This is a genomic window from Streptomyces thermolilacinus SPC6, assembly GCF_000478605.2.
Taxonomy (GTDB): Bacteria; Actinomycetota; Actinomycetes; order Streptomycetales; family Streptomycetaceae; genus Streptomyces; species Streptomyces thermolilacinus.
The window spans coordinates 5244459-5261792 of the sequence record NZ_ASHX02000001.1; the positions used below are offsets into that span (position 1 = coordinate 5244459).

General features: G+C 74.1%; 15 protein-coding genes. 13 read left to right on the forward strand and 2 right to left on the reverse strand.

The features are described 5' to 3' along the window. Positions 1–16: 16 nt before the first annotated feature. A complete protein-coding gene (locus J116_RS22675) occupies positions 17–1297 on the reverse strand; it encodes a DUF1015 domain-containing protein (protein WP_023589375.1) in 1281 nt (426 codons plus the stop codon). A 77-nt stretch (positions 1298–1374) separates the two neighbouring features. Between J116_RS22675 and J116_RS22680 the strand changes: the two genes are divergently transcribed. The 11 genes from J116_RS22680 to J116_RS22730 all read left to right on the forward strand — a co-directional run bounded on the left by J116_RS22680 (position 1375) and on the right by J116_RS22730 (position 12350). Beyond that, positions 1375–2406, forward strand: coding sequence for an HAD-IIA family hydrolase (locus J116_RS22680; protein ID WP_023589376.1), 1032 nt, complete (start codon positions 1375–1377; stop codon positions 2404–2406). Between the two features lie 158 nt (positions 2407–2564). Next, on the forward strand, positions 2565–3524 hold the full coding sequence (locus J116_RS22685; RefSeq protein WP_235617457.1) for a FecCD family ABC transporter permease: 960 nt from the start codon (positions 2565–2567) through the stop codon (positions 3522–3524). 65 nt (positions 3525–3589) lie between these two features. Beyond that, positions 3590–4633 carry a FecCD family ABC transporter permease gene (locus J116_RS22690; RefSeq protein ID WP_028964416.1) on the forward strand — a complete coding sequence of 348 codons (1044 nt, stop codon included), beginning with the start codon at positions 3590–3592 and terminating at the stop codon, positions 4631–4633. A 35-nt stretch (positions 4634–4668) separates the two neighbouring features. Continuing rightward, positions 4669–5478, forward strand: a complete 810-nt coding sequence (locus J116_RS22695) for an ABC transporter ATP-binding protein (RefSeq protein ID WP_023589379.1) — start codon at positions 4669–4671, stop codon at positions 5476–5478. Between the two features lie 120 nt (positions 5479–5598). Next, positions 5599–5931 carry a hypothetical protein gene (locus tag J116_RS22700; RefSeq protein WP_023589380.1) on the forward strand — a complete coding sequence of 111 codons (333 nt, stop codon included), beginning with the start codon at positions 5599–5601 and terminating at the stop codon, positions 5929–5931. A 7-nt stretch (positions 5932–5938) separates the two neighbouring features. After that, entirely contained in the window at positions 5939–6754 is an 816-nt protein-coding gene (locus tag J116_RS22705; protein WP_023589381.1) for a TlyA family RNA methyltransferase, read from the forward strand. Continuing rightward, positions 6751–7689: an NAD kinase gene (locus J116_RS22710; RefSeq protein WP_023589382.1), complete on the forward strand. Its 939-nt coding sequence runs from the start codon at positions 6751–6753 to the stop codon at positions 7687–7689. The genes J116_RS22705 and J116_RS22710 overlap by 4 nt, the downstream gene beginning before the upstream one ends. Before the next feature lie 209 nt (positions 7690–7898). After that, positions 7899–9641: a DNA repair protein RecN gene (gene recN / locus J116_RS22715; protein ID WP_023589383.1), complete on the forward strand. Its 1743-nt coding sequence runs from the start codon at positions 7899–7901 to the stop codon at positions 9639–9641. A 34-nt stretch (positions 9642–9675) separates the two neighbouring features. Further along, entirely contained in the window at positions 9676–10428 is a 753-nt protein-coding gene (locus tag J116_RS22720) for a hypothetical protein (RefSeq protein ID WP_028964419.1), read from the forward strand. A 111-nt stretch (positions 10429–10539) separates the two neighbouring features. Beyond that, on the forward strand, positions 10540–11634 hold the full coding sequence (locus tag J116_RS22725; RefSeq protein WP_028964420.1) for a glycosyltransferase family 4 protein: 1095 nt from the start codon (positions 10540–10542) through the stop codon (positions 11632–11634). 149 nt (positions 11635–11783) lie between these two features. After that, entirely contained in the window at positions 11784–12350 is a 567-nt protein-coding gene (locus J116_RS22730; RefSeq protein ID WP_023589386.1) for a dihydrofolate reductase family protein, read from the forward strand. Between the two features lie 109 nt (positions 12351–12459). Here J116_RS22730 and J116_RS22735 read toward each other — a convergent pair whose 3' ends face one another. After that, on the reverse strand, positions 12460–14262 hold the full coding sequence (locus J116_RS22735; RefSeq protein ID WP_023589387.1) for a glycoside hydrolase family 15 protein: 1803 nt from the start codon (positions 14260–14262) through the stop codon (positions 12460–12462). A 523-nt stretch (positions 14263–14785) separates the two neighbouring features. Here J116_RS22735 and J116_RS22740 point away from each other — a divergent pair. Together J116_RS22740 and J116_RS22745 are read left to right on the forward strand one after the other, a co-directional pair. After that, positions 14786–16465, forward strand: coding sequence for a CTP synthase (locus J116_RS22740; protein WP_023589388.1), 1680 nt, complete (start codon positions 14786–14788; stop codon positions 16463–16465). A gap of 86 nt (positions 16466–16551) precedes the next feature. Next, complete coding sequence (locus J116_RS22745; protein ID WP_028964421.1) at positions 16552–17178, forward strand: NUDIX domain-containing protein; 627 nt, start codon at positions 16552–16554, stop codon at positions 17176–17178. The last annotated feature ends 156 nt before the right edge of the window (positions 17179–17334 follow it).

Genomic DNA, 17334 nt, shown 5'->3' on the forward strand with positions numbered 1-17334 from the left:
AGCGTGCAGGACGCCGTCAGTCCAGGGCCAGACTGCGCAGGACCAGCCCCGTCGCCGGCTTCGGGCCGAACGACGTGGACTTGCGCGGCATCGTCACGCCCTGCCGTGCCAGGTCCCGTACGACCTCCTCGCGGACCGGGTGCATCAGGACCGCCGTCGCCCCGTTCCGCTCGGCCTGCGTCACCGCCGCCTCCGCGTCATGGAGGTACGCGATGTGCTCGGGCGCGTCCGGGACACGCCACACGTGCTCCAGCAGCGTCGCGTGCAGCACCGTCGCGTCCAGCGCCCGCCATGCCTCCGGGCGGTCCCGGCGCACCGTACGCTCCAGCAGCGCCGGGTCGGGGCGGTCCACCAGGTGGAAGCGGCCGTCGCCCGCCAGCAGGAACGCGTTGCCGTCGCCCGCCGCATCCGCCAGCGCGTCGAGGGCGTCCTCAAGCGGCAGGTCCAGCGGCCGCACCCGGAAAGAACCCTCCAGCGCCTCCAGCGCCGCGGCGACCGGCAGGCGGTGCAGCAGCCGGTGGATGGCCCGTACCCGGAGCGGATAGCGGGCCGTGTCGATCAGCAGCACCAGGCCGTAGTTCCACGGGCCCGGACCCGATCGTTCCTCCCGCAGCCGCAGATACGTCGCCCAGCGGTGGTGGCCGTCCGCTATCAGCGCCTGATGGCCCGCCAGGTCCTCCGCGGCCGCCGACAACTCCGCCGGGTCGGTCACCGCCCACAGCCGGTGGCTGAAGCCGTCCTCCGTGGTCGTCGCCAGCAGCGGCGTGCCCGCCGTCGCGCGCTCGATCACGGACGTCGCGCCCGTCGCGCCGCCGTCGCCCCGGTACGTCAGGAGCAGCGGCTCCAGATGCGCGCCCGTCGTCCGCATCAGGTCCGCGCGCTCCTCCACCACGTGCGGCATCACGTCCTCGTGCGGCAGGACCACACCGTGCGCGGGCGGCGACAGCTCCAGCGCGCCGATCAGGCCCCGTTGGAGCAGATCGCCCTTGCGCTGCTCGTACACGTACAGGGCGGGCTCCGCGTCGGCGGCGAGTATGCCGTCCCGCAGCCAGTCCGCCAGGGTGTCCGCCGCGCGGCGCGGACGGGCGTCGGCCGTCGGGGCCTGCGGAAGGATCAGCCGGACGATGTTGTGCGGGTCGGACGACTCCAGATGGTGCAGACCGTCCGGCCGCACGACCACGTCGTACGGAGGGGAGGTCACCGCGGCGAGGCTGCGGACCCGCTCGGGCACGTACCGCAGTCCGCGGAACGGTTTCAGGTGCAGGCCGTCGTTGGCCGCGGGACCTCTCGTCTTCATCCTTGCATCGTAGGTGGATACGCGGATGAGCGATGATCGGGGGACGGGATCCACCGGACGAGTGAGGAGCCAGGCTGATGGTGCGGCACGGAAGGAGCGCCCCGGACGGCAGTGCGGCGCCGCTGAGCGCGGCGTACGACACGGCGCTGCTGGACCTGGACGGCGTCGTCTACGCGGGCGGCGAGGCCATCCCGTACGCCGTGGAGGCGCTCGGCCAGGCCCGCGCCGGGGGCATGCACCTGGCGTACGTCACCAACAACGCGCTGCGCACCCCCGACGCGGTGGCCGCGCACCTGACCGGACTGGGTGTGCCCGCCGGGCCCGACGATGTGATCACGTCCGCGCAGGCGGTGGCCCGGCTCATCGCCGACCAGCTGCCGCCGGGCTCGCGGGTCCTCGTCATCGGCGGTGAAGGGCTGCGGGTGGCGCTGCGGGAGCGGGGCCTCGTGCCCGTGGAGTCCGCCGACGACGACCCGGCGGCCGTCGTGCAGGGGTACGGCGGTCCCGAACTGCCGTGGGGCCGGTTCGCGGAGGCGTCGTACGCCATCGCGCGCGGCGTGCCCTGGTACGCGTCCAACACCGACCTGACCATCCCCGGCGCGCGGGGCATCGCGCCCGGCAACGGCGCCGCCGTGGAGGTCGTGCGCATCGCGACGGGCGCCGAGCCGCAGGTGGCGGGCAAGCCGCTGCCGCCCATGCACCGCGAGACGATCCTGCGGACCGGGGCGCGGCGGCCCCTCGTCGTCGGCGACCGGCTCGACACGGACATCGAGGGCGCGTACAACGGCGGCGTCGATTCGCTGCTCGTCCTCACCGGTGTCACCACCCCGGCGGTGCTGCTCGCGGCGCCGCCCGAGCACCGGCCGACGTACGTGGACGCCGACCTGCGGGGCCTGCTGACCGCCCAGCCCGATGTGACGGGTACGGGGGCTGGCGGCTTCCGGTGCGGCGGCTGGACCGCCGGTGTGGAGGGGGACGCGCTCGTACTCGACGGGAGCGGCGGGCCGCTGGACGGGCTGCGGGCGCTGTGCGCGGCGGCGTGGACCCACGCGGCGGACGGGTCGTGCGGGCTGGAGGCGGGGAAGGCGCTGGCCAGACTGGGGTGGTGAGGCGGCGGGGGACCGGGCGGTGCACCCCCGTGATCTTCCGAGCGAGGGTAGGCTAACCTAACCGCGTGTTGGTTGAGAGTTCTCCCGAACAGAGCGCGGAGCCCCAGGCCGCCGCGCAGCCCCGCGGGCGCCGCTCGGCGCGTGCCGCCGGGCTGTTGCTGTCCCTCGGCGTCCTGGTGCTCGTGTGTGTCGCGAGCATCGTCGTCGGCGCGAAACCGGTGCCGCTCGGCGACGTGTGGCACGGCCTCTTCCAGAACTCGGGGACCAACCACGACGTCCTGATCGCCGACGTCCGTGTTCCGCGCACCCTGCTGGGGCTGCTCGCCGGGGTCGCCCTCGGTCTCGCGGGCGCCGTCATGCAGGCCCTCACCCGCAACCCGCTCGCAGAGCCCGGCCTGATGGGCGTCAACGCGGGCGCGGCGGCCGCCGTGGTCACCGCGACCAGCGTGCTCGGCGCGACCTCGTTCATGGGGTACGTGTGGTTCGCGTTCGTCGGCGCCGCGATCGTGTCGGTGCTCGTGTACGTGCTCGGCGGCGGGCGGGCCGCCACCCCCGTGCGGCTCGCGCTGGCCGGTACGGCCGCGACCGCAGCGCTGTACGGGTACGTCAACGCCGTGCAGCTGCTGGACTCGGCGGCGCTGGACCGGCTGCGGTTCTGGACCGTCGGGTCACTGGCCGGGGCGGACGCGGACATCGTCGCCGCCGTGGCCCCGTTCATCGCCGCCGGGGTCGTGCTGGCCGCGCTGGTCGCCCGGCCCCTGAACGCCATGGAGATGGGCGACGACACGGCCCGGGCGCTCGGCGCGAACCTGACCCGCACGCGGGTGCTGGCCATGCTCGCCGTGACCCTGCTGTGCGGCGGGGCGACCGCCGCGTGCGGGCCGATCGTGTTCGTCGGGCTGATGGTGCCGTACCTGGTCCGCGCGATCACCGGGCCCGACATGCGGTGGATCCTGCCGTACGCGGCGGTCCTGTCGCCCGTGCTGCTGCTCGGGTCCGACATCGTCGGGCGGGTCGTCGCCCGCCCGTCCGAGCTCCAGGTCGGCATCGTCACGGCGCTGATCGGCGGGCCCGTCTTCATCCACCTCGTACGCCGCAAGAGGATGGCCCAGCTGTGACCGCGACCCCCGCATCCACCGCTCCCGCTCCCGCGCCGGCCGCGGCGCAGGGGCCCGGCGCCCCGGTGGCCCGTACCCACACCGTCCGGGCCGTCAGGACCGGCGGGCTGTCCGTCCGCGTGGAGCCGCGCGCCGTACGCGCCTGTCTGCTGCTGATCGTCCTCGCCCTCGCGGCCGGGGTCGTCCTGATCGGCAGCGGCGACTTCCCCATCGCGCCCGGCGACGTCGTGGCGACCCTCCTCGGCGACGGTACGGTCGCGCAGGAGTTCGTCGTCCTCGATCTGCGGCTGCCGCGCGTCCTCATCGCGGTCCTCGTCGGCGCGGGCCTCGCGGTCGGCGGCGCGGTCTTCCAGACCATCACCCGCAACCCGCTCGGCAGCCCCGACATGCTCGGTGTCAACCAGGGCGCCATCGTCGGCGCGCTGACCGTGATCGTGCTGTTCCACGGCAACGCCGCCGCCGTCGCGGCCGGCGGGCTCGTCGGCGGCACGCTGACCGGCGCCGCCGTGTACGTCTTCGCGTGGAAGCGGGGCGTGCACGGCTTCCGGATCGTCCTCATCGGCATCGGCCTCGCCGCGATGCTGACGGCCGTCATCCACTACCTGATCACCAAGGCGAACCTGGTGGACGCGACCCGCGCGGTCGTGTGGATGACCGGTTCCCTGGAGGGCCGCGACTGGACGCAGTTCTGGCCGCTGCTCGCCGTCACCGCCGTCCTGCTGCCGGTGATCCTCGCGTACGGGCGGCCGCTGCGCATGCTGGAGATGGGCGACGACGCCGCGTACGCCCTCGGGGTGCGCGTGGAGCGGGTGCGGATGACGCAGCTGGTCTGCGCGGTGCTGCTGGTCGCCTCCGCCACCGCGGCCGCCGGGCCCATCACGTTCGTCGCGCTGAGCGCGCCCCAGCTGGCCCGCCGCCTGACCCGCTCGCCCGGCCCGAACCTGGGCGCGTCCGCCCTGATGGGCGCGACGGTGCTGCTGGTCGCCGACTGGGCCGCCACCAACGTCTTCGGCGAGCGGCAGCTGCCCGTCGGCGTCGTCACCGGCGTCGTCGGCGGCTGCTACCTGCTGTGGCTCCTGGTCACCGAGCGCCGGGCAGGCCGGATATGACCGTCAGAGAAGACCAGAACGCCAGGAGTACGTCCATGCAGCCCCAGCCCGTGCGGCAGCGCCTCGCCGCGGAGTCCGTCACCCTCGCCTACGAGCAGCGGACCATCGCCCGCGACCTGTCCGTGGCGATACCCGACAACTCCTTCACGGTCATCGTCGGGCCCAACGCCTGCGGCAAGTCCACGCTGCTGCGCGCACTCGCCCGGATGCTGAAGCCCGCCCAGGGGCGGGTCCTGCTGGACGGCCAGGCCATCCACTCCATGCCCGCGAAGAAGGTCGCCCGGACGCTCGGCCTGCTGCCGCAGTCGTCCATCGCGCCGGACGGCATCACCGTCGCCGACCTGGTCGCCCGGGGCCGCTACCCGCACCAGGGGCTGCTGCGGCAGTGGTCGCCGGAGGACGAGCGGATCGTCCAGGAGTCGATGGACGCGACCGGCGTGGGCGAGCTGGGCGACCGGTACGTGGACGAGCTGTCCGGCGGGCAGCGCCAGCGCGTGTGGATCGCCATGGCGCTCGCCCAGCAGACACCGCTGCTGCTGCTGGACGAGCCGACGACGTACCTCGACATCCAGCACCAGATCGACGTCCTCGACCTGTGCGCCGAGCTCCACGAGACGCAGGGCCGCACCCTCGTGGCCGTCCTGCACGACCTGAACCACGCGGCCCGGTACGCCACGCACCTCATCGCCGTACGGGGCGGGGAGGTCGTCGCGGAGGGCCCGCCGTCCGAGATCGTCACCGCCGAGCTGGTCGAGCGGGTCTTCGGGCTGCGCTGCCAGGTCATCGACGACCCCGAGACGGGCACGCCCCTCGTCGTCCCGGCGGCCCGGCAGGCACGGAAGTAGGCCGGGACCCGGCGGTACGGGCCGGGGCGGGAGCGCGCGGCTCCCGGCGTCCCGGCCGGTGGGGTCGTGCGGCCCGATAGGTGACGGCGGGGCGGCGCGGCTTCGCGGTAGCGTCGGGGCATGGACGCCACGCCCCACCCGGAACAGCCCCGCCCCGAGCCGGTCGCCGAGGCCCCGGCCGTCACAGCCACCTCAGCCGCCACGGCCGCTGCCATGGGCGCCCGGGACGGCGCGGCCGACGGCGGTGCCGGACCCCTGCCGCTGGGTGTCGCGCGGACCGCCACCGGGCACGGCGCCGTGGACACCCTCCTGGAGCGGCTGGGTGACGCCGACCACCTCGCGGCGGACGAACACCTGGCCGTGTACGAGGATGTACACCGGGGGCTGCGCGACACGCTGGCCGCGCTGGACGCACACCCCCAGCCGGGACCCCCGTACGACCACAGGAGCTGAACCGAACGTGGCAGGAGTGGCACGCCGCCGTCTCGACGCCGAGCTTGTACGCCGCAAGCTCGCCCGCTCGCGCGAACACGCGAGCCAGCTGATCGCGGCGGGGCGGGTGACCGTCGGCGGCAGCACCGCCACCAAACCCGCCACCCAGGTCGAGACCGCCGCGGCCATCGTCGTCGCCCAGGACGACTCCGACCCGGACTACGTGTCGCGCGGCGGCCACAAGCTCGCCGGGGCGCTCGCCGCCTTCGTCCCCCTCGGCCTGGTGGTCGAGGGCAGGCGGGCGCTCGACGCGGGGGCGTCCACGGGCGGCTTCACCGACGTCCTGCTGCGCTCCGGCGCCGCCCACGTCGTCGCCGTCGACGTCGGCTACGGCCAGCTCGCCTGGTCGCTCCGGAGCGATGAACGCGTCACCGTCAAGGACCGTACCAACGTGCGTGAACTGACCCTCGACGTGATCGGCGGCGAGCCCGTGGACCTGGTCGTCGGAGACCTCTCGTTCATCCCGCTCGGCCTCGTCCTGCCGGCCCTCACCGGCGTGACCGCGCCCGGCGCCGATCTCGTCCTGATGGTGAAGCCGCAGTTCGAGGTGGGCAAGGAGCGGCTCGGCAGCGGCGGCGTCGTCCGCAGCCCCGAGCTGCGCGCCGAGGCCGTGCGCAACGTGGCGCGGCAGGCCGCCGGCCTCGGGCTCGGCGTGCTCGGTGTCACCGCGAGCCCGCTGCCGGGACCGTCGGGGAACGTCGAGTACTTCCTGTGGCTGCGGGCCGGGGCGCCCGCACTCGATCCGGCCGACGTCGATCGCGCCGTGGCGGAGGGACCCCGTTGACCTCACAACCGCGTACGGAGACGAGTACGGGCCCCGGCGCCCGGCAGCGGACCGTGTTCCTGCTCGCGCACACCGGGCGGCCCGCCGCCGTGCGCAGCGCGGAACTGGTCGTCCTCGGCCTGCTGCGCAGCGGCATCGGCGTGCGGGTGCTGGCCGCCGAGGCCGCCGACCTGCCGCTGCCGCCGTCCGTGGAGACCGTCCCGGAGGCCACGCCCGACGTGCTCGACGGCTGCGAGCTGCTGATCGTGCTGGGCGGTGACGGGACGCTGCTGCGCGGCGCCGAGTTCGCCCGCGCGTCCGGCGTGCCGATGCTCGGCGTCAACCTGGGGCGGGTCGGGTTCCTCGCCGAGGCCGAGCGGGACGACCTGGACAAGGTCGTCGACCGGGTCGTGACACGGGCGTACGAGGTCGAGGAGCGGATGACCCTCGACGTCGTCGTCTACGACAACGGCGACGTGCTGCACACCAACTGGGCGCTGAACGAGGCCGCCGTGCAGAAGGTCGCGCCCGAGCGGATGCTGGAGGTCGTCCTCGCCATCGACGGGCGCCCGGTGACCGGGTTCGGCTGCGACGGCGTGATCTGCGCGACACCGACCGGCTCCACCGCCTACGCGTTCTCCGCAGGGGGGCCGGTGATCTGGCCGGAGGTGGAGGCGCTGCTGATGGTGCCCATCGGCGCGCACGCCCTGTTCGCGAAACCGCTGGTCACGACGCCCGACTCGGTGCTGGCCGTGGAGGTGGAGCCGCACACCCCGGACGGGGTGCTGTGGTGCGACGGACGGCGCACCGTGACCCTGCCCGCCGGGGCGCGGGTGGAGGTGCGGCGCGGCTCGGTGCCCGTACGGCTGGCGCGGCTGCACCACGCGTCGTTCTCCGACCGGCTCGTCGCCAAGTTCGCCCTGCCCGTGTCGGGTTGGCGCGGGGCGCCGCACTAGGCACCGTACGACGGCGGGTGTGTCCGGCCGCCGAGAGCACGGCCGCGCGGCCGGACACGCGGGTCAACGAGCCGCCCGCCGGAAGGTGACGCCCCGACGCGGGCATGGAGCCGGTACGGCAGGGGCCCGACGTGGGCATCCGCCGGAACGGCACGGGCCCCGAGGCGGCGAGGGCGGGGCGGCGTCGCATCGCACCCGGAAAACCTCGTATGGTCAGGGTCGTGTTGGAGGAGATGCGGATACGGTCGCTCGGAGTCATCGACGACGCGGTGGTCGAGCTGTCGCCCGGGTTCACCGCGGTGACCGGTGAGACGGGCGCGGGCAAGACCATGGTCGTGACCAGTCTGGGGCTGCTGCTCGGCGGGCGCGCCGACCCGGCCCTGGTACGGATCGGAGCCGCGTCCGCCGTCGTGGAGGGACGCGTCAGCGTCGCCCCCGACGCCGCCGCGGCCCGCCGCGCCGAGGAGGCGGGCGCCGAGCTGGACGACGGGGCGCTGCTGATCAGCCGTACCGTCTCGGCGGAGGGCCGGTCGCGGGCGCACCTCGGCGGGCGCAGCGTCCCCGTGGGGCTGCTCGCCGAGCTGGCCGACGACCTGGTGGCCGTCCACGGCCAGACCGACCAGCAGGGCCTGCTCAAGCCCGCCCGGCAGCGGGCCGCGCTCGACCGGTACGCCGGGGACGCGGTCGCCGTGCCGCTCGCCGCGTACGCGACGGCGTACCGGCGGCTGCGGGCGCTCGACGCGGAGCTGGACGAGCTGACGACGCGCGCGCGGGAGCGGGCGCAGGAGGCCGACCTGCTGCGGTTCGGGCTGGCGGAGATCGAGGCGGTAGCGCCGCGCCCCGGTGAGGACGTGGAGCTGGCCGCCGAGGCGGAGCGGCTCGGCCACGCCGAGGCCCTCGCGTCCGCCGCCGCGCTCGCCCACGCCGCGCTGGCGGGGAACCCCGAGGACCCGGAGGGCGTGGACGCGACGACGCTCGTGGCGGGCGCCGGGCGCGCGCTGGAGGGCGTACGGTCGCACGACCCGGCGCTGGCGGCTCTCGCCGACCGGATCGGGGAGATCTCGATCCTCCTCGCCGACGTGGCCGGGGAACTCGCCGGGTACGCCGACGACCTGGACGCCGACCCGCGCAGGCTGGCCGCCGTCGAGGAGCGGCGGGCCGCGCTGACCGGGCTGACCCGCAAGTACGGCGAGGACGTCGCCGCCGTCCTGGCCTGGGCGGAGGAGGGCGCGGCGCGGCTCACCGAACTGGACGGCGACGACGATCGGATCGGGGAGCTGACCGCCGAGCGGGACGCGCTGCGCGCCGAGCTGTCGAAGCTGGCGCAGGCCCTGACCGACGCCCGGACGGAGGCGGCGGCCCGCTTCGCGGAGGCCGTCACGGCCGAACTGGCGTCGCTGGCGATGCCGCACGCGCGAGTGTCGTTCGCGATCCGGCAGACCGAGGACCCCGACGGTGTCGAGGTCGGCGGGCGGCGCGTCGCGTACGGTCCGTCCGGCGCGGACGAGGTGGAGCTGCTGCTCGCCCCGCACCCGGGCGCCCCGCCGCGGCCCATCGCGAAGGGCGCGTCCGGCGGTGAGCTGTCGCGGGTGATGCTCGCGGTGGAGGTCGTCTTCGCCGGTACGGACCCGGTGCCGACGTACCTGTTCGACGAGGTGGACGCCGGTGTGGGCGGCAAGGCGGCCGTGGAGATCGGGCGGCGCCTCGCCAAGCTGGCGAAGACGGCGCAGGTCGTCGTGGTGACGCACCTGCCGCAGGTCGCGGCGTTCGCCGACCGGCAGCTGCTGGTGGAGAAGACCAACGACGGGTCCGTCACCCGGTCCGGCGTCACCGTCCTGGAGGGCGAGGACCGGGTGCGGGAGCTGTCGCGGATGCTCGCCGGGCAGGAGGACTCCGAGACGGCCCGCGCGCACGCCGAGGAACTGCTGGCGACGGCCCGCGCCGACCTCTGAGGCTCACGGGGGCGGCCCGAGTAGGGTGACGATCATGATCGAGCACCTCGCGCGGGCCGCCGCCGTCTCCGGTACGGCCGCCGCCGCCACCCGCGCCGTGTACGCGGGGCTGCGGCGCCGCCGCCGGACCTCCTGGGAGCGCGTCAACCACGCGGGCCGCCCCGTCAGCCTGTACGCGGGCCCCGCCGTCGCCGCCGGGACCGCGCTGGGCGCCCTCGGCGCGGCCGCTCCCCGGGAGCGGGGCGCCGCCGTGCTGGCCGTGCTGGCCGGGGCGGCCTGCGGGGCGTACGACGACCGGCGCGGCGACCACCGGCGGGGTTTCCGCGCGCACCTGGGCGCCCTGCGGCACGGGGAGGTCACCAGCGGGGCCGTGAAGCTGTTCGGGATCGGCGCCGCCGGGCTCGCGGTGGGGGCGCTGCTGAAGGAACGGCCGCTCGACCGGCTGCTCGCGGGCGTGGTCGTCGCGGGCGCCGCCCACGCCGTGAACCTGGTGGACGTACGTCCCGGGCGTGCCGCCCTCGCCGTACTGGCCCTCGGGGCGCCCGGCGTGGTGCGCGGCGGGCCGCTCGCCGCGGCGCCGATGGGGGCGGCGGCCGCGGTGCTGGGCGACGACCTGGGGGAGCGGACGATGCTGGGCGACCTGGGGGCGCACGCCCTGGGCGCCGCCCTCGGCGTGGCGGTCGCCGAGGGGAACGGGCGGCTCGGGCTCGCGCTGCACGCCGCCGCGTTCATCGCCGCCGCCGTCAACGGGGAGAGCGTCAGCCGGCTCGCGCGCTCACCCATGTGAGTGGTCCCGGTGGCGGGGTCGCGCCCTCGTGCGCCGGAATGTGGCGAGAAGCGGCGGGTCACGTTCGCGAGCGGTGCCGGAACGTGCGTACGGACTGGCATCCTTGTGCGGGTGACACAGCTGCGTACGGTCCAAGTGCTGGGCGGCGGCAGCGCGGGCAGCAGCGCTCATGTCAGATCACTGGCCGCCGGGCTCGTGGCGAGGGGCGTGCGGGTGACCGTGTGCGCCCCCGCCGAGCTGGACCACACCCATGACTTCCTCGGCTGCGGGGCGCACTTCGTGCCTGTGCCGCCCCGCGGCGACCCGATGGCCATGGGCGCGCTGCGCGCCGTGTGCGGGGGCGCCGACGTCGTCCACGCGCACGGGCTGAACGCCGCCGTGCGCTCCGCGATGGCCCTCGCCACGCAGCGGGTGCCGCTCGTCGTCACCTGGCACTCCCGGCCCCACGCGGAGGGCGCGCGCGGGCACCTGCTGCGGATGATGGAGCGGAAGGCCGTACGGGCGGCGGCCGTTGTGCTCGCCACGTCGTCGGAACTGGTCGACCGGGCGCGGCGACGGGGCGCCCGCGACGCCCGCCTGGGGCCCGTGACCCTGCCGCCGCCGCGCGGCCTCGCCGACCTGCCGGGCGAGAAGGCGCGGGCCGAACTGGGCGCGGTGGGGCGGCCGTTGGTGGTGACGGCCGCGCCGCTCGAGCCGTACCGGGGGCATGGCGCGCTGCTGGACGCGTCGCGGCGGTGGCTGGGCCACGACCCGGTGCCGCTGGTCGCCGTCGCCGGTGACGGCTCCCGGCGGGCCGCGCTGCGACGCCGGATCGACACGGAGGGGCTGCCGGTGCGGCTGCTCGGGCCGCGCCACGATGTGACGGCGCTGCTGGCCGCGGCGGACGTGGCGGTGCTGGCCGGGCGCTGGGAGGCGCGGGCGCCGCTCGCCCAGGAGGCGCTGCGCCTGGGCGTCCCGCTGGTCGCCACGGCCGTGGGCGGGGTCCCGGAGCTGGTCGGGGACGCGGCGGAACTCGTCGCGTACGGCGACTCCGTACGGCTCGCCGCCGCCGTGTCCCGGCTGCTGACGGACCCGGCCCGCCGCGCGGCGCTCGCGGCGGCCGGCCCTCGCCAGGCGGCGACCTGGCCGACGGAGGAGGACACCATCGCGCAGGTCCTGAGCGTCTACGACGAACTGTGCGACGCCCGGGGCGGCCACGTCCTCTGAGCGGCCCGATCAGCGGCTCGACGGGACCCGAACCCGTGGCGTCTCCTCACGACAGCGAGGGCGAGGCCGAGATCGGGCGGCTTGCCCGAGTCCGCCGCGTACACCACGCTGGTCTCCACGCCGGGCACCCACGGACGGAAGGCTGGGGCATGCGGAAACTGGTCTACGGCATGAACCTGACCCTGGACGGCTACATCGCCGCGCCCGGCGACGACATCGGCTGGAGCGGACCGCCGAGCGACGAGCTGTTCCAGTGGTGGCTCGACCACGAGCGGGCGAGTGGCCTGTCGCTGTACGGGCGCAAGCTGTGGGAGACGATGAGCTCCTACTGGCCGACCGGCGACCAGCGGCCCGACGCCACCCCGGCGCGGATCGAGTTCGCGCGGAACTGGCGGGACACGCCGAAGGTGGTGTTCTCCTCGACGATCGACCAGGTCGGCTGGAACGCCCGCCTGGTCACCGGCGACGCGATCGCCGAGATCACCCGGCTCAAGGCCGGGGACGGCGGCCCGATGAACATCGGCGGCGCGACGCTCGCCGGGGCGGCCATGCGCGCCGGGCTGATCGACGAGTACGTGATCGCCGCCCATCCGGTCCTGGTGGGCGGCGGCACGCCGTTCTTCACCGCGCTGGACAGCTGGGTGAACCTGAACCTGGTGGAGACGCGGACGTTTCCCGGCGGCGTGGTCGTGACCAGGTACGGGACGAGGCGCTGAGCAGCGGGCACCGCGAACGTGCCGCGGTGCCCGCTGACCGGCATCGGTACGACACGGGCCCGTGAGCCCACGGCATCAGCCGCGAGCCCCCGCACGCCGCCGGCCGATGTCAGCCGCCGTACGCGCCGCTGGCCGTCAGGCGCAGGGCCGTGTCGATCAGGGGGACATGGCTGAACGCCTGCGGGAAGTTGCCGACCTGGCGCTGGAGGCGCGGGTCCCACTCCTCCGCCAGCAGGCCCAGGTCGTTGCGGAGCGCCAGGAGCTTCTCGAACAGTTTGCGCGCCTCGTCCACGCGGCCGATCATCGCCAGGTCGTCGGCCATCCAGAACGAGCACGCCAGGAAGGCGCCCTCGTCGCCGGGCAGGCCGTCCACGCCCTCGTGGGAGCCCTGCGTCGGGTAGCGCAGGATGAAGCCGTCCTCCGTGGACAGCTCCCGCTGGATCGCCTCGATCGTGCCGATGACCCGCTTGTCGTCCGGCGGCAGGAAGCCCATCTGCGGGATGAGCAGCAGCGCCGCGTCCAGCTCGCGGGAGCCGTACGACTGCGTGAACGTGTTGCGCTCGGGGTCGTAGCCCTTCTCGCACACGTCCCGGTGGATCTCGTCCCGCAGCTCCCGCCACCGCTCCAGCGGCCCGTGCGCGTCTCCGGACTCGATCAGCTTGATGGTGCGGTCCACGGCGACCCACGCCATGACCTTGGAGTGCACGAAGTGGCGGCGCGGGCCGCGCACCTCCCAGATGCCCTCGTCGGGCTCGTTCCAGTGCTTCTCCAGGTAGTTGATCAGCTTCAGCTGGAGCAGCGACGCGTAGTCGTTGCGGGCCAGGCCCGTCATGTGCGCCAGGTGCAGGGCCTCGGTGACCTCGCCGTACACGTCGAGCTGGAGCTGCGCGGCCGCGCCGTTGCCGACGCGGACGGGGGCGGAGTTCTCGTACCCGGGCAGCCAGTCCAGCTCGGCCTCGCCCAGCTCGCGCTCGCCCGCGATGCCGTACATGATCTGGAGGTTCTCCGGGTCGCCCGCGACCGCGCGCAGCAGCCACTCGCGCCAGGCGCGGGCCTCCTCGCGGTAGCCGGTGCGCAGCAGTGAGGAGAGCGTGATCGCCGCGTCCCGCAGCCAGGTGTAGCGGTAGTCCCAGTTGCGTACGCCGCCGATGTCCTCCGGCAGGGAGGTCGTCGGCGCGGCGACGATGCCGCCGGTCGGCGCGTAGGTCAGGGCCTTCAGCGTGATCAGGGAGCGGATCACGGGCTCGCGGTACGGGCCGCGGTAGGTGCAGTGGTCCACCCACTCGCGCCAGAACTCCGTCGTCGCCTCCAGCGCGCCCTCCGGGTCGGGCAGCGGCGGCTGCGGGTGGTGCGAGGGCTGCCAGCTGATGGTGAAGGCGATCCGCTCGCCCGCGGCGACGGTGAAGTCCGCGTACGTGGTGAGGTCCTCCCCGTACGTCTCGACCGGCGTGTCGAGCCACACCGAGTCGGGCCCGGCGACGGCGACCGTGCGGTTGTCGACCTTGTGCACCCACGGCACGATCCGGCCGTAGCTGAACCGCATCCGCAGCGCCGAGCGCATCTTCACGCGGCCGCTGACGCCCTCGACGATCCGAACCAGCTGCGGCGCGCCGTCGCGGGGCGGCATGAAGTCGGTGATCCGCACCGTGCCGCGCGGCGTGTCCCATTCGGATTCCAGGATGAGCGAGTCGCCCCGGTAGCGGCGGCGGTCGGCGGCCGGGGGCTCCTCGCCCCCGGCGTGCGCCGGCCCGATCCGCCAGAATCCGTGCTCCTCGGTCCCGAGGATTCCTGCGAAGACGGCATGCGAGTCGAAGCGGGGCAGGCACAGCCAGTCCGCCGTGCCGTCCCGGCAGACCAGGGCGGCGGTCTGCATGTCTCCGATGAGTGCGTAGTCCTCGATGCGCCCGGCCACGTGCAATCTCCAGTCGAACGGCCACGTTCGCCCCGCGGGGCGCTTACTGGGGTCAGGGTCAAGGATCGTTGACGCGAGGGGGTCCCGGGCGACGGGCGGGGTGGTGCCGTATACGGGCCTGACTCGGCAACGGTGTCCGAGCAGGATACGACGCGCCCGGGTCCTTCTGTGTGATCTTCCTGGTAGAGGCTGGTAGTGCGGATGAGCCGAACGAGTGAGCGCGTACCCAGCTGTGCGGATGCATGCAACACACCTCGGGCCCTTCTGTTTCGCACAGGCTCGCACGTATGCGCCCAGTACCGCACAATGGCCGATTCCCGGTGGTGGAGTGGCCGGAACGCGGTCCCTCTCGGTCGCTGATACCCTGGTAGCCCGTGGACCGGTGGGCGCCGCAGAACCAATCGGCGGCCCCCGAACCGCAGCGACGGCACCCCCGGAGACCTCGGGCTTTCCCCTCGGACCGCTCCGGGCCGGACGCCGGTACGCACCTCCAGACCGCGACCACGGGAGCCCCCTCTTGGCCATGCCGCCCGCTGCTTTCCGAAACAGCACAGCCACGACGACCAAGCACATCTTCGTCACCGGGGGTGTCGCCAGCTCCCTCGGCAAGGGGCTGACCGCCTCCAGCCTGGGTGCGCTCCTCAAGGCGCGGGGCCTGCGGGTCACGATGCAGAAGCTCGACCCGTACCTCAACGTCGACCCCGGCACCATGAACCCGTTCCAGCACGGTGAGGTGTTCGTCACCAACGACGGCGCCGAGACCGACCTGGACATCGGCCACTACGAGCGCTTCCTCGACGTCGACCTCGACGGCTCCGCCAACGTCACCACCGGCCAGGTCTACTCCACCGTCATCGCCAAGGAGCGGCGCGGCGAGTACCTGGGCGACACCGTGCAGGTCATCCCGCACATCACCAACGAGATCAAGCACCGCATCCGCCGCATGGCCACCGACGACGTGGACGTCGTCATCACCGAGGTCGGCGGCACGGTCGGCGACATCGAGTCGCTGCCGTTCCTGGAGACCGTCCGCCAGGTCCGCCACGAGGTCGGCCGGGACAACGTCTTCGTCGTGCACATCTCCCTGCTCCCGTACATCGGCCCGTCCGGCGAGCTGAAGACCAAGCCGACCCAGCACAGCGTCGCCGCGCTGCGCAACATCGGCATCCAGCCCGACGCGATCGTGCTGCGTGCCGACCGGGACGTGCCGACCGCCATCAAGCGCAAGATCTCGCTGATGTGCGACGTGGACGAGGCGGCCGTCGTCGCCGCCATCGACGCCAAGTCGATCTACGACATCCCGAAGGTGCTCCACACCGAGGGCCTGGACGCCTACGTCGTGCGCAAGCTCGACCTGCCGTTCCGCGACGTGGACTGGACGGTCTGGGAGGACCTGCTCGACCGCGTCCACAACCCGGAGCACGAGGTCACGGTCGCCCTCGTCGGCAAGTACATCGACCTGCCCGACGCCTACCTGTCGGTCACCGAGGCCATGCGCGCGGGCGGCTTCGCCAACAAGGCCCGCGTCAAGGTCAAGTGGGTCACGTCCGACGACTGCAAGACGCAGGCGGGAGCCGCCCAGCAGCTCGGCGACGTCGACGCGATCGTCATCCCCGGCGGATTCGGCGAGCGCGGCGTCAACGGCAAGGTCGGCGCCATCCAGTACGCCCGCGAGAACAAGATCCCGCTGCTCGGCCTCTGCCTGGGCCTCCAGTGCATCGTGATCGAGGCCGCGCGGAACCTCGCTGGCATCACCGACGCCAACTCCACCGAGTTCGACGCGGCCACCGCCCACCCGGTCATCTCGACCATGGAGGAGCAGCTCGCGTACGTCGAGGGCGCGGGCGACCTGGGCGGCACCATGCGGCTCGGCCTGTACCCGGCGAAGCTCGCCGAGGGCTCGATCGTCCGCGAGGTCTACGGCGACCAGCCGTACGTGGACGAGCGGCACCGCCACCGCTACGAGGTCAACAACGCGTACCGCGCCGAGCTGGAGAAGAAGGCCGGGATCGTGTTCTCCGGCACCTCCCCGGACAACAAGCTCGTCGAGTACGTCGAGTACCCGCGCGACGTCCACCCGTACCTGGTCGCCACCCAGGCCCACCCGGAGCTGCGGTCCCGGCCGACGCGGCCGCACCCGCTCTTCGCGGGCCTGGTGAAGGCCGCCGTGGAGCGGCAGCAGGCGGCGAAGTCCGGCAAGTGACGGCGTAGCCGCAGGCGATACGGTTGACCGGGGTGCGGGTCCATCAGGACCCGCACCCCGGTTCACGTATGGAGGAGGACGACCGCATGACCATCAAGGACACGCCGGCCGAGTGGCGGGTCACCGCCACAGAGATCCCGTTCCGGGGCAACAAGACGAGTGTCCGCACGGACGAGGTCGTCATGCCGGACGGGTCGGTCGTACGCCGCGACTACCAGGTCCACCCCGGTTCGGTCGCCGTGCTCGCCCTCGACGACGAGGACCGCGTCCTCGTGCTGAACCAGTACCGGCACCCCGTACGGCACAAGCTGTGGGAGATCCCGGCCGGTCTGCTGGACGTGCCCGGCGAGAACCCGCTGCGCGCCGCCCAGCGGGAACTGTACGAGGAGGCCCACGTCAAGGCGGAGGAGTGGCAGGTCCTGACGGACGTCTACACGACGCCCGGCGGCTGTGACGAGGCCGTACGGATCTTCCTGGCGCGCGGGCTCTCGGAGGCGGACGGCGAGCGCTTCGAGGTCGCCGAGGAGGAGGCCGACATGGAGATCGCCCGCGTGCCGCTGGCCGATCTCGCGCGCGGCGTCCTGGCGGGGGACCTCCACAACACCTGCCTGGTCGTCGGCGTGCTGTCGGTGCTCGCCGCGCGGGCGGGCGACGGGCTGGACGCGCTGCGCCCGGCGGAGGCGCCGTGGCCCGCGAGGCCGTTCGAGTCCTGAGAGGTTCGGGGTGGTGGGCCCATTCGGGGCGTTCGCCGGTGGGCCGGGGCCGGGCCGGGCGGGGGCCTGGGGTCGGCTTTTGTGACGATCGGTTGATCCGATCGGGCGATGTACGGGCCGCGCTCCGCACGGAACGCCCCCGGCGCTGAACTACGC

What these genes read in the sequence shown, in the direction of transcription:
- J116_RS22675 (WP_023589375.1), bottom strand. Translation starts at nt 1,297, where the DNA reads ATGAAGACGAGAGGTCCCGCGGCCAACGACGGCCTGCACCTGAAACCG.
- J116_RS22680 (WP_023589376.1), top strand. Translation starts at nt 1,375, where the DNA reads ATGGTGCGGCACGGAAGGAGCGCCCCGGACGGCAGTGCGGCGCCGCTG.
- J116_RS22695 (WP_023589379.1), top strand. Translation starts at nt 4,669, where the DNA reads ATGCAGCCCCAGCCCGTGCGGCAGCGCCTCGCCGCGGAGTCCGTCACC.
- J116_RS22700 (WP_023589380.1), top strand. Translation starts at nt 5,599, where the DNA reads ATGGACGCCACGCCCCACCCGGAACAGCCCCGCCCCGAGCCGGTCGCC.
- recN (WP_023589383.1), top strand. Translation starts at nt 7,899, where the DNA reads ATGGTCAGGGTCGTGTTGGAGGAGATGCGGATACGGTCGCTCGGAGTC.
- J116_RS22720 (WP_028964419.1), top strand. Translation starts at nt 9,676, where the DNA reads ATGATCGAGCACCTCGCGCGGGCCGCCGCCGTCTCCGGTACGGCCGCC.
- J116_RS22730 (WP_023589386.1), top strand. Translation starts at nt 11,784, where the DNA reads ATGCGGAAACTGGTCTACGGCATGAACCTGACCCTGGACGGCTACATC.
- J116_RS22740 (WP_023589388.1), top strand. Translation starts at nt 14,786, where the DNA reads ATGCCGCCCGCTGCTTTCCGAAACAGCACAGCCACGACGACCAAGCAC.
- J116_RS22745 (WP_028964421.1), top strand. Translation starts at nt 16,552, where the DNA reads ATGACCATCAAGGACACGCCGGCCGAGTGGCGGGTCACCGCCACAGAG.